This window comes from Mammaliicoccus sp. G-M28 (assembly GCF_022386595.1).
GTDB classification, from domain to species: domain Bacteria; phylum Bacillota; class Bacilli; order Staphylococcales; family Staphylococcaceae; genus Mammaliicoccus; species Mammaliicoccus fleurettii.
The window spans coordinates 20,733-33,255 of record NZ_JAJNIF010000013.1; the positions used below are offsets into that span (position 1 = coordinate 20,733).

15 protein-coding genes and 1 other annotated feature are annotated in these 12,523 nt (G+C 34.8%); all 15 genes read right to left on the reverse strand.

Features of this window, described 5'->3' with window-relative positions; genetic code table 11:
* Positions 1-71 precede the first annotated feature (71 nt).
* The 15 genes from rpoB to cysE all read right to left on the reverse strand — a co-directional run bounded on the left by rpoB (position 72) and on the right by cysE (position 12,367).
* Positions 72-3,626 carry a DNA-directed RNA polymerase subunit beta gene (rpoB, locus tag LQ609_RS10595; protein ID WP_078357778.1) on the reverse strand — a complete coding sequence of 1,185 codons (3,555 nt, stop codon included), beginning with the start codon at positions 3,624-3,626 and terminating at the stop codon, positions 72-74.
* A 206-nt stretch (positions 3,627-3,832) separates the two neighbouring features.
* On the reverse strand, positions 3,833-4,441 hold the full coding sequence (locus LQ609_RS10600) for a class I SAM-dependent methyltransferase (RefSeq protein ID WP_078357777.1): 609 nt from the start codon (positions 4,439-4,441) through the stop codon (positions 3,833-3,835).
* Between the two features lie 82 nt (positions 4,442-4,523).
* Positions 4,524-4,886 (reverse strand): 50S ribosomal protein L7/L12, encoded by a 363-nt coding sequence (gene rplL / locus LQ609_RS10605; RefSeq protein ID WP_237687749.1) that lies wholly within the window; start codon positions 4,884-4,886, stop codon positions 4,524-4,526.
* A 40-nt stretch (positions 4,887-4,926) separates the two neighbouring features.
* Positions 4,927-5,433, reverse strand: a complete 507-nt coding sequence (rplJ, locus tag LQ609_RS10610) for a 50S ribosomal protein L10 (RefSeq protein ID WP_078357775.1) — start codon at positions 5,431-5,433, stop codon at positions 4,927-4,929.
* A gap of 43 nt (positions 5,434-5,476) precedes the next feature.
* Positions 5,477-5,617, reverse strand: a sequence feature (ribosomal protein L10 leader region).
* Positions 5,618-5,658: 41 nt separating this feature from the next.
* Positions 5,659-6,351: a 50S ribosomal protein L1 gene (rplA, locus tag LQ609_RS10615; protein ID WP_078357774.1), complete on the reverse strand. Its 693-nt coding sequence runs from the start codon at positions 6,349-6,351 to the stop codon at positions 5,659-5,661.
* A gap of 115 nt (positions 6,352-6,466) precedes the next feature.
* Complete coding sequence (gene rplK, locus LQ609_RS10620) at positions 6,467-6,889, reverse strand: 50S ribosomal protein L11 (protein WP_025904858.1); 423 nt, start codon at positions 6,887-6,889, stop codon at positions 6,467-6,469.
* A gap of 147 nt (positions 6,890-7,036) precedes the next feature.
* Positions 7,037-7,585 (reverse strand): transcription termination/antitermination protein NusG, encoded by a 549-nt coding sequence (gene nusG / locus LQ609_RS10625; protein ID WP_078357773.1) that lies wholly within the window; start codon positions 7,583-7,585, stop codon positions 7,037-7,039.
* A 14-nt stretch (positions 7,586-7,599) separates the two neighbouring features.
* The gene (secE, locus tag LQ609_RS10630) at positions 7,600-7,779 is read right to left on the reverse strand and encodes a preprotein translocase subunit SecE (RefSeq protein WP_025904856.1); all 180 of its coding nucleotides are present in this window, start codon (positions 7,777-7,779) and stop codon (positions 7,600-7,602) included.
* A 14-nt stretch (positions 7,780-7,793) separates the two neighbouring features.
* Complete coding sequence (gene rpmG, locus LQ609_RS10635; RefSeq protein ID WP_078357772.1) at positions 7,794-7,934, reverse strand: 50S ribosomal protein L33; 141 nt, start codon at positions 7,932-7,934, stop codon at positions 7,794-7,796.
* Positions 7,935-7,984: 50 nt separating this feature from the next.
* Entirely contained in the window at positions 7,985-8,599 is a 615-nt protein-coding gene (locus LQ609_RS10640; RefSeq protein WP_208144269.1) for a sigma-70 family RNA polymerase sigma factor, read from the reverse strand.
* A 79-nt stretch (positions 8,600-8,678) separates the two neighbouring features.
* Positions 8,679-9,197: an NYN domain-containing protein gene (locus LQ609_RS10645; protein WP_078357770.1), complete on the reverse strand. Its 519-nt coding sequence runs from the start codon at positions 9,195-9,197 to the stop codon at positions 8,679-8,681.
* The gene (rlmB, locus tag LQ609_RS10650; protein WP_078357769.1) at positions 9,197-9,943 is read right to left on the reverse strand and encodes a 23S rRNA (guanosine(2251)-2'-O)-methyltransferase RlmB; all 747 of its coding nucleotides are present in this window, start codon (positions 9,941-9,943) and stop codon (positions 9,197-9,199) included. Before rlmB ends, LQ609_RS10645 begins: the two co-directional genes overlap by 1 nt.
* The gene (locus LQ609_RS10655) at positions 9,936-10,325 is read right to left on the reverse strand and encodes a Mini-ribonuclease 3 (protein ID WP_237687753.1); all 390 of its coding nucleotides are present in this window, start codon (positions 10,323-10,325) and stop codon (positions 9,936-9,938) included. The genes rlmB and LQ609_RS10655 overlap by 8 nt, the downstream gene beginning before the upstream one ends.
* A gap of 13 nt (positions 10,326-10,338) precedes the next feature.
* On the reverse strand, positions 10,339-11,742 hold the full coding sequence (gene cysS / locus LQ609_RS10660; RefSeq protein ID WP_078357767.1) for a cysteine--tRNA ligase: 1,404 nt from the start codon (positions 11,740-11,742) through the stop codon (positions 10,339-10,341).
* Complete coding sequence (gene cysE / locus LQ609_RS10665) at positions 11,726-12,367, reverse strand: serine O-acetyltransferase (protein ID WP_078357766.1); 642 nt, start codon at positions 12,365-12,367, stop codon at positions 11,726-11,728. Before cysE ends, cysS begins: the two co-directional genes overlap by 17 nt.
* Between the last annotated feature and the right edge of the window lie 156 nt (positions 12,368-12,523).

Consider the following 12,523-nt stretch of genomic DNA (forward strand, 5'->3'; position numbering starts at 1 on the left):
TGTGCCGGTTGATTGATAATGTATAACAAATGAAAAGCGCAAAGGTAATACCAAATGCGCTTTATTAACTTTTAATCAGTTACTTGTTGTCCTTCTATTGCTGCATCTTGTGAAACACCTAAATCAACTTTTTTGTCCATCATTTCTTCATCTTCTAAATCACGCATTTCGATTTCATTATCATGTTCGTCCATAACTTTAACGTCTAGACCTAAACTTTGTAATTCTTTCATTAATACGCGGAACGATTCAGGAACACCCGGTTTAGGGATGTTTTCACCTTTAACAATGGATTCATAAGTTTTAACACGACCTACAGTATCATCAGATTTATAAGTTAAAATCTCTTGTAAAGTATATGCAGCACCATATGCTTCAAGTGCCCATACCTCCATCTCACCAAAACGTTGTCCACCAAACTGAGCTTTACCGCCAAGTGGTTGTTGTGTAACTAGTGAGTATGGTCCAGTAGAACGTGCGTGTAATTTGTCATCTACCATGTGTGCAAGTTTAAGCATATACATAACACCTACAGATACACGGTTATCAAACGGTTCACCAGTACGACCATCGTAAAGTACAGTTTTACCATCACGAGCCATACCTGCTTCTTCAATAGTTGACCAAACATCATCATCGTTTGCACCATCAAATACTGGTGAAGCAACATGAATACCTAAATTCTTAGCTGCCATTCCAAGATGAAGTTCTAACACTTGTCCGATATTCATACGAGAAGGTACACCTAATGGGTTTAACATGATATCAATTGGTGTTCCGTCTGGTAAATAAGGCATATCTTCTTCAGGTAAGATACGAGAAATAACACCTTTGTTACCATGTCGACCACACATTTTATCTCCGACATGTATTTTACGTTTTTGAACGATGTATACACGTACTAATTGGTTAACACCAGGAGATAATGAATCATCGCCTTCTTCTCTATTGAACACTTTAACATCTAATACAATACCACCTGCACCATGAGGTACACGTAATGAAGTATCACGAACTTCACGAGCTTTTTCACCAAAGATTGCGTGTAATAATCTTTCTTCAGCAGTTAGTTCTGTTACACCTTTAGGCGTTACTTTACCAACTAGAATATCTCCGTCTTTAACTTCTGCACCAACATAGATAATACCTCGATCGTCTAAGTTTTTAAGTGCATTGTCAGAAACGTTTGGAATATCACGTGTAATTTCTTCAGGTCCTAATTTAGTATCACGAGCCTCTGATTCATATTCTTCAACGTGAATTGAAGTGTAAACGTCATCTTTAACTAAACGTTCACTCATTATTACAGCATCCTCGTAGTTATAACCATCCCAAGTCATGAAACCAACAACTACGTTACGACCAAGTGCCATTTCACCTAGTTCCATTGAAGGACCATCAGCTAAAATTTCACCTTTAGTAACGATATCGCCACTAGCAATAATTGGACGTTGGTTATAACAAGTACCAGAGTTACTACGTTTGAATTTAGATAATGGATAACGGTCTAATTCCGTTTCAATTTCTTTACCATTTTCTTCAACAATACGTCTAACAAGAATTTCTTTAGCTTCAACGTGTTCAACTCTACCTTTATATTTCGCAACAACAGCTGCACCGGAGTCACGAGCAGTTACGTGTTCCATACCAGTACCAACAAATGGTGCTTCTGGATTCATTAAAGGTACTGCTTGACGTTGCATGTTTGCACCCATAAGCGCACGGTTAGAGTCATCGTTTTCTAAGAAAGGAATACATGCTGTCGCAGCAGAAACAACTTGTTTAGGTGAAACGTCCATGTAATCCATACGTTCTTTCGGTTTCGTAGTATTATCCCCACGGAAACGACAAAGTACTTCATCATCAACGAATTTACCAGTTTCATCTAATACTGAGTTTGCTTGCGCAACAACATAACTATCTTCTTCGTCAGCTGTTAAATAGTCAATTCTGTCAGTAACTTGGTTTGTTTCTATATTAACCTTACGATAAGGTGTTTCAATAAATCCAAATTCATTTACTCTCGCATAACTTGATAAAGAGTTAATTAAACCAATGTTTGGTCCCTCAGGTGTCTCGATAGGACACATACGACCATAGTGAGAGTAGTGAACGTCACGTACTTCCATACCAGCACGTTCACGAGTTAAACCGCCGGGTCCAAGAGCTGATAGACGACGTTTATGCGTCAACTCGGCTAATGGGTTTGCTTGGTCCATGAATTGTGATAATTGAGAGCTACCAAAGAATTCTTTAATAGATGCAATTACTGGACGAATATTTATTAATTGTTGAGGTGTGATTGAATCAGTATCTTGAATTGACATACGTTCACGTACTACACGTTCCATACGTGATAAACCAATTCTGAATTGGTTTTGTAATAATTCGCCTACTGAACGTAAACGACGGTTACCTAAATGGTCAATATCATCTGTATAACCTACACCATGTAACAAGTTAAAGAAATATGATAATGAAGAAATTATATCTGCTGGCGTAATACACTTAACAGCTTCATCAGGGAATGCATTACCGATTACTGTTGTTGTACGTTTTTCTTCATCACCAGGGATATATATTTTAACAGCTTGTACTTCAACTGGTTCATCTAATACACCGCTATTTAACTCATATACATGAATATTAGCGTTAGATTCTAAAACGTCGATAATTTTATCTAAGTTACGACGGTCTAGTACAGTACCTTCTTCAGCTGCAATTTCACCTGTTTCAACATCAACAATAGGCTCAGCTAAAGTTTGATTGAATAAACGATGTTTAAGGTGTAATTTTTTGTTCATTTTATAACGACCAACGCTTGCTAAGTCATAACGTTTTGGGTCGAAGAAACGTGAATATAATAAACTTTTAGCGTTTTCTACTGTTGGTGGTTCTCCTGGACGTAAACGCTCATAGATTTCAAGCAATGCTTGATCCGTTGTTTCAGTATTATCTTTGTTCAAAGCATTTCTAAGGTATTCATTGTCACCAAGTAAATCAATGATTTCTTGATCTGATGAGAAGCCTAATGCACGGACTAATACTGTGATTGGTAATTTACGAGTTCTGTCTATTCTTACGTAAGGAACATCTTTTGCATCTGTTTCATACTCCAACCATGCACCACGGTTAGGAATTACAGTAGTTCCAAAACTCACTTTACCGTTTTTATCAACTTTTTCATTGAAATAAACGGAAGGTGAACGTACAAGTTGAGATACAATAACACGTTCTGCACCATTAATTACAAAAGTACCTGTGTCAGTCATTAATGGGAAATCACCCATAAATACTTCTTGGTCTTTTACTTCGCCTGTTTCTTTATTGATTAAACGGACTTTAACACGTAATGGCGCAGCGTATGTCGCATCACGGTTTTTAGACTCCTCTAAATCATACTTCGGTTCACCTAAACGGTAATCTACGAATTCTAAAGATAGGTTACCTGTAAAGTCATCAATTGGAGAAATGTCTCGGAACATTTCAAGTAAACCTTCTTTAAGAAACCATTCATATGATTTCGTTTGAATCTCGATTAAGTTAGGTAGTTCTAAAATCTCGGAAATTCTCGCATAACTTCTACGAACACGATGTCTTCCATACTGGATAAGTTGACCTGTCAACAGATTCACCCCTCAAATATTGTGAATATAACTTTGCGTCTTACAAAATAAATATAATAAGACAAAAAGAAAACGGAAAGTCAATGATTCCATTTTCTATTTCGTACGACTTATTCCTAACATTCAATTAAGGGCGACGCAAAAGTACACACTTATTGAATATAATTTTTAACATTCTATTACTATATCAGAACAAAACAGCAAAATCAAGCTTTTACACTTTTTAAAATGTAATAACCCTTGCTTTTTTCTATTGTTTCTGCATTACCATAAAGATCTTGCATTTTCTTCTTTGCAGAAGGCATGCCTTGTTTCTTTTGAATTACGACCCAAAGCTCTCCACCACTAGATAATACGTCATTACTTTGTTCAAGTATTTGATGCACAATTTCTTTTCCAGCTCTTATTGGAGGATTTGTTAATACACAATCGAATTTTAAATCTAAGACAGCATCTAAACAATTACTAACTTGTATATTTGCATTACTTATTTTATTAGATTTTTGGTTATCTTTCGCTAAATCTAATGCACGTTCATTAACATCCACTAACGTTATTTCGCTGTATGGAAGTACTTTTGCACACATTAAACCTATCGGACCATAACCACAACCTACATCCAATATTTTCTTTTTAGGACCAGGGGGATTTGCATTTAAAAAAGTAGAAATCAACAAATCAGATCCAAAATCTATTTTCCCTTTCGAAAATACACCATGATCCGTTTGAAGTGAGAGTTTGTTGTCGCGATAGAAATAATCGAAATTTTCTCGTTCCGACTTCACATTTGGATCATTATCAAAATAATGACTCATTACGCCACCTCTTTATCGCATTTAATGAGTAAAGAAAAACCCGTTATCATGATAATAACGGGTTTTTGATTTAATACAGAAATTATTTTACTTCTACAGATGCGCCAACTTCTTCTAATTTTTCTTTTAAAGCTTCAGCGTCTTCTTTAGATAAACCTTCTTTAACAACTTTAGGAGCGTTGTCTACGATTTCTTTAGCTTCTTTTAAGCCTAAACCAGTTACTTCTTTAACTGCTTTAACAACTTTAATTTTTGAATCTCCAGCTGAAGTTAATTCAACGTCAAATTCAGTTTGTTCAGCTGCTGCGTCTCCACCAGCTGCGCCAGCTGCTGCTACAGGAGCTGCTGCTGTTACACCAAATTCTTCTTCAATAGCTTTTACTAAGTCATTTAATTCTAATACTGACATTTCTTTAATTGCTTCGATAATTTTTTCATTAGACATGATATATATCCTCCATTAATTAATTTTATTTGTTGCTGAATTATTCAGCACTTTCTTCTTTTTGTTCTCCAACAGCTTTAACTGCATAAGCAAAGTTACGAACTGGAGCTTGTAATACAGATAGTAACATTGATACAAGACCATCTTTTGATGGTAATGAACCGATTGTGTTAACTTCTTCTGCAGTAACAACTTGTCCTTCAATAACACCTGCTTTGATTTCTAAAGCTTCGTTTTGTTTAGCGAAGTCAGCAAGAATTTTCGCTGGTTCAACTACTTCTTCATTTGAAAAAGCAATTGCGTTAGGACCAGTTAGTGATTCTTCTAAACCTTCGATTCCAGCAGCTTCAGCAGCACGACGAACTAAAGTATTTTTGTAAACTTTATATTCGATTCCAGCTTCACGTAATTGTTTACGTAATTCAGTAACTTGTGCAACTGTTAAACCACGGTAATCCACAACAATTGTTGAAACAGAATTTTTAAATTGTTCAGTAATTAAATCAACTTTTTGTTGTTTCACTTCAACGATTTTTGAGTTAGACATCTTTACACCTCCATATTATTTATCACGTGCTTTTATGATGAGGTATCTCAACAAAAAAGCACTTTTTACCCACGGCAAAAAGTGCTTGAAATTTATACGTTCAAGTCAATTTAGGCCTCGGTAGGATTAACTTTTAAGTCCAAAAATGAACTCCTACTGTCTTAGGTTAAATATTACACATCCAAAACTATAACGCGTTTTGGACGTGAAGTCAATATATTTATATTATAATTTAAAGCTAGAAGTATCAACTTTGATACCAGGGCCCATTGTTGTTGTAACAGCAACAGACTTGAAGTAAGTACCTTTAGATGATGCTGGTTTAGCTTTTGTTAATGTATCTTGAATTGTTTTGAAGTTATCAACTAATTGTTGTTCATCAAATGATACTTTACCAATAGAAGCATGAACAATACCAGATTTTTCAGCACGGTATTCTACTTTACCTGCTTTAATTTCTGCTACTGCTTTTTTGATATCCATAGTAACTGTACCAGTTTTAGGGTTTGGCATTAAACCTTTAGGTCCTAATACACGACCAAGTTTACCAACTTCACCCATCATATCAGGTGTAGCAACGATTACATCAAAGTCGAACCAACCTTGGTTGATTTTATTAATGTACTCTTCACCTACATAATCTGCTCCAGCTTCTTCTGCTTCTTTGATTTTATCGCCTTTAGCGAATACTAATACACGTTGAGTTTTACCAGTTCCGTGTGGTAATACTACAGCACCACGGATTTGTTGGTCATTTTTACGAGTATCAATACCTAAACGAAATGCAACTTCAACAGATGCATCAAAGTTAACAGTACTTGTTTCTTTTGCTAATTTGATTGCTTCTTCTACAGCGTAAGCTGAAGTACGATCAACTTTAGCAATTGCTTCTTGATACTTTTTACCTTTTTTAGCCATATTGTTTTTCCTCCTTTAGTGGTTTTAGCGGAATGTTACCTCCCACGTGCATTGCCATCAAGACAATGCAATAGCAGACAGCGAAATAGCCGCCTGCTTAAACTTCAATACTTAATTATTCTACGACAATACCCATGCTACGTGCAGTACCTTCAACGATACGCATAGCTGCTTCTTCAGATGCCGCGTTTAAGTCAGGCATTTTAGTGTTAGCAATTTCACGTACTTGATCTTGAGTTACTGTTGCAACTTTAGTTTTGTTAGGTTCACCTGAACCTTTTTCTACTTTAGCTGCTTTTTTAAGTAATACTGCTGCAGGTGGTGTCTTAGTGATGAAAGTAAATGAACGATCTTCAAATACTGTAATTTCAACTGGAATGATTAAACCTGCTTGCTCTTGTGTACGAGCGTTGAATTCTTTACAGAATCCCATAATATTCACACCGGCTTGACCTAATGCAGGACCAACTGGTGGTGCTGGGTTTGCTTTACCTGCAGGAATTTGCAATTTAACTACTTTAACTACTTTTTTAGCCACGATGTGCACCTCCTTGATATCGTGATGTGGTCATGGGGTAATGATATTTTACCCTCCCACTCTTCATTTCATAATGAAATGGTTGCGCATAGTCCGAGCGCGACCTTTAAATAATAACATTGAAAATTAGGAATTTCAAGTGTTTTTTTACAACTTTTCAATTTGGTCGAATTCTACTTCAACCGGCGTTTCTCTACCGAACATGTCAACAAGTACAGTTAGTTTATACTTTTCAACATCTATTTCTTTTATTTCGCCAACTTGGTTATTGAATGGACCGCTTGTTACACGAACTTGTTCTCCTAGTTCAACTTCAACATCGACTGTTTTTTCTGACATACCCATTTGTTTTAAAATGAATTTCGCTTCATCATGTAACAATGGATTAGGTTTAGAACCTGCACCAGCAGATCCAACAAATCCTGTAACACCTGGTGTGTTTCTAACAATATACCATGATTCATCAGTCATAATTAGTTCTACTAATACATAACCTGGAAATGTCTTCTTAATTTGTGTTTTGGCTTTACCATCTTTAATAGAAGTTTCTTCCTCTTCTGGAATTACAACTCTAAAGATTTGTTCTTGCATGTTCATTGTATCAACACGTTTTTCAAGGTTAGTTTTTACTTTGTTTTCATAACCTGAATAAGTGTGGACTGCGTACCATCGTTTAGCGCCTGTATCTTCTGACATTTTGCCACTCCTTACTATCTAATCAAATTAATTAATTCTGTAATTCCTAAATCTAGTGCATAGAAAAAGATTAAGAAAAAGATTACTGTGCACACTACTATTGTTGTATATTTAACAAGTTCTTTGCCTGTTGGCCAACTTGTTTTCTGCATTTCTGATTTTACGCCTTGAAAGAAGTTTTCTTTTTTAGCCATTGATTTTCCTCCTTTTAGATGGATTCTTTATGCAATGTATGCGTATTACAAGTTTTACAAAACTTTTTTAGCTCTAAACGGTTATCTGTATCTTTTTTTGGGACTGTATAATTCCTAGCTCCGCATTTTTCGCAATTTAAAGGGACTTTTCTCATCTTATCACCTAATTCATTCTAATCCTAGATTAATATACAAAACAAAACACCTAATTGTCAAACAGAGCTGAATTAATTTCAGCTCTATTGAACTTCTTTTTTAATCGGTATTGTGCGTTATATATATGTTTCACAGGTACATCGAGTTCTTTTGAGATTTCTTTTTTCGTTCTTCCTTGCAAAGTTAATTTTACTACGCTTTCTTCCATTTTAGTTAACTTTTTTCGTTCCATTAAATATATTAGTGTACTTTCTGTTAACAGCATCTCTTCAAATGACTGAGCTTTAGTATCATAAATACGCTCTACTAAACTATACGCTTCTTTTTTATTTTCATCTATACTGAGCGACTCTGTATGCAGTTTATACTTTTCGCTTTTCATTTTACGTATATAATCAATCTTAGCATTTTTAATAATAACGTTCACACAATGCACAAAAGAATCATCTTGTTGGCAATCAAAAGTCAGTACTTGTTTATATATTTTATATCTGATAACTTGCGCGATATCTTCTTTATCTTCATGAGTTAAACTTAAAGTATTCAACCTTTTAGTAATGTCTTTTTCAAAAACGTTTAACAACTGGCTAAACACTTCTGTATTCCCTTGTTGTATAGCATGAATCCATTTTAGAAGTTGCTTATCTGTAAATATGTCATTCATGATGTTCATTCCTTATCATAGGTGTTGACCATATTTTACAGAGCGCTATACTTTTTAATCAAACTTCAAAAAATAAAGTTTACTTGTGATTTCGTCGCCATTTTTCAAATTGTTCTAATACTTCATCTGGTAAGTCCAACCTGTTTCTAGGTGTTTTTGTTTCTATTTCGGATAACCGCTTCGTAATTACAGATTCTTGGTTAGCAATCGTTGACCACATTTCTCTTGAAGAAATTCTATATGCTCCTGAACCGAAAATAGCATGTTGCTCACTCATATCACTTGTTACGACGGTTATATGTGTAATGTGCTTACGATATAGTTCGTATGTTAATTTTTCAATGTAGCTGTCCGCAGTTTCTTTACCTTTTGTGTAAACAACTTTTACGCCGTGTTTAATTTCAATAGATTCTGTACCCTCTACTCCATAAGCATCAAAAACAACAATCATTTCACCATCATGTTGTGTATTGTAATTAATAAGTGTGATTAACAGTTTATCTCTTGCTTCTTCTAAAGAAACTTGAGCAATTGAAGATAATTCGTTTGACTGTCCTATTAAATTATAGCCATCGATAATTAAATAGATATCTTTCATTACGACTGACCTATAGGGTGCCTTTTTCGGTAAACTTCATACATTAATAGACTTGCTGCAACTGATGCATTAAGGCTGTTAACATGACCAACCATTGGTAATTTAATATAAAAATCACACTTTTCTTTAACTAATCGACTCATGCCTTCACCTTCACTACCAATAACAATCAATAGCGGCATTCCAGCATCCATTTGACGATAATCTGTTGCATTCTGTGCATCCGTACCTGCAACCCAATATCCTACTTCTTGAAGACGTTCAATTGTTTGTGGCAAATTCGTAACTCGAATCACTGGAACATGTTGAATAGCACCAGTTGATGCTTTAGCTACAGTTGCATTTAATTGAACTGACCTTCTTTTCGGTATGATAATTCCATCAATACCGATAGCATCAGCAGTTCTCATAATTGACCCTAAATTATGTGGATCTTCCAAACCATCTAACATTAATAGACAAGGTTGGTGGTCAATATCTTTCGTTTCTGAAATAAAATCTTCCAATTCCTTATAAGGATACGGTGCAATCTGTGCCGCAATACCTTGATGAGGAACATCTGTTAAATAATCAATTTTTGATTTAGGAACAGTCTGAACAACAATTTTTTCAGATTTTGCAAGTTTTAAAATCTCACCGATTTGTTTCTTATTGATGCCTTCTTGAATAAGCACTTTATTAATTGTGTGCCCTGAAGTTATCGCTTCTTTTACTGCATGTCTACCAACAATAACTGATTCATCCATTTGTACTCACCCTTTCTTCTGTAATTTCAATCATTTTATTAACTAATTCTTCTAGACGCTCTATTTCATCTATCAAAAACAAATATCCAATAACCGCTTCAATTGCCGAACTTTTTCTATAAGTTTGAATGTCGGTATTTTTAGCTTTAGTATGACTTTTCGCATTTCGACCACGTTGTATGATTTCTAACTCTTCTTCATTAAAGAATGATTCTTCTATCAATACATTAAGTACATATGCTTGTCCTTTTGCTGAAACATATTGTTTTGACAATTGATGGAGACGATTCGGCTTGCCTTTAATTTTAAGGATAATATGTTTTCTAACATAAGTGTCTAAAATAGAATCTCCCATATAAGCTAAAGATAAAGGATTTAACATTTTCACTGTTAATTTATCCACGTTTAAACCTCACACCTTGTGCTGTATCTTCAAGAATAATATTTTGTTCTTTTAAAGCATCTCTAATTTCATCAGCTCTTTGGAAGTTCTTAGCTTTTCTCGCTTCATTACGTTCTTCGATTAAAGCTTCGATTTCTTCGTCTAGTAGTTCATTTTGCTCTTTACCAACTAAAGGCACGCCCAATACATCGCTGAAAATTTGATAAACTTCTTTAAAATGTTGAATCGTTTGAGTTGATGTCGTATTTTCTAACAAGTATTTATTCGCCAATTTATTCAAATCATACCATGCAGTCATAGCATTAGCAGTGTTGAAATCATCATCCATATACGTTTCAAAATCTTTCAACGTTTGATTGATGCTTTCCATATATTGATTTGTTTCATCTTTATCTTGTAGTGCGAATTTTTCTCTGTCTACTAAAGATTTATAACTATTACGAATTCGCTCTAAACCTTTATTCGCTGCTTGAACAAGATCTAAATCATAGTTAATTGGGTTTCTATAATGTGCACCAACCATAAAGAATCTTAATACATCAGGATCAATTTCTTTAATGATGTCATGAACTAAAATAAAGTTTCCTAATGATTTACTCATTTTTTCGTTATTTATGTTTACAAATCCATTATGCATCCAATAATTAGCAAACGTCTTATCATTATGTGCTTCAGATTGTGCTATTTCATTCTCATGATGCGGGAATTGCAAGTCTGTTCCACCAGCATGAATATCAATCGTATCACCTAAATGAACTTGAGCCATTACAGAACATTCTATATGCCACCCTGGTCTACCTGCTCCCCATGGACTATCCCATTTAATTTCACCAGGTTTAGCTTGTTTCCATAGCGTGAAATCTAATTCGTCTTCTTTTTGTTCACCTGTTTCAATTCTTGCACCAACTTTTAAATCATCTATGGATTGATGACTTAACTTACCATATCCATCAAAACGTCGTGTACGATAATATACGTCTCCGCCACTTTCATATGCATATCCTTTTTCCACAAGTACATTTATAAAAGCAATGATATCGTCCATATGATCCATAACTCTAGGGTTAGCTGTGCCTCGTTTACAGTTTAGTGCGCCTGTATCTTCATAGAATGCTTCTATAAATCGATCTGCAATTTCAGGTACAGTTTCACCTAATTCATTGGCTGTCTTGATCAACTTATCATCAACATCAGTGAAATTAGATACGTATTGAACATCATACCCACGATATTCTAAATATCTTCTTACTACATCAAATGCAACTGTCGCTCTCGCATTTCCAATATGAATGTAGTTATAAACAGTTGGGCCACACACATACATTTTTACTTTTCCTTCTTCAATGGGAATAAATTCTTCCTTTTGCCTCGTTAACGTATTATATAACGTAATCATCAACAATCTCTCCATTCTTCGTCTTTTCAAGTTGACGTTCTAATTCTTTTAATTGTTCGTATATAGGGTCTGGTAACTTCGTATGATTAAAGTTTTTACCGACTTTCAATCCATCTTGTTTAACGATTCTACCTGGTATACCAACAACTGTTGAGTAATCCGGAACATCTTTCAACACGACTGAGTTCGCTCCAATGTTCACATTACTTCCTACTTCTATGTTGCCAAGTACTTTTGCTCCTGCAGCAATTAAGACATTATCACCTATATCAGGGTGTCTCTTACCTCGCTCTTTACCTGTCCCTCCAAGTGTCACACCTTGGTATATCGTCACATTATTTCCAATGTTACATGTTTCACCTATTACAATTCCCATACCATGGTCGATAAACAATCTACTACCTATAGTTGCTCCTGGATGAATTTCTACACCAGTAAAAAAACGAGATATTTGCGATATCGATCTTGCAATAAAATACATTTTTTTCTTAAAAAACCAATTCGCGATTAAATAACTCCATATAGCATGTAGTCCTGAGTAAGTCATAACGATTTCAAATGAAGATCTTGCTGCTGGGTCTTGATCGAATACCATTTGAATATCATCTTTGACTCTTTTAAACATTTAAATCCCCCCTCAGATAACAAAAAGGCGCCTCTAACAATAATTGCTAGAGGTGCCTTTTTGCACGGTTCCACTCTTTTTAGCATTAGAAAATGCTCACTCATTTAAATATCAATATATTATGCTTGTGTAATAAAGGTGCATTCGATTATATAA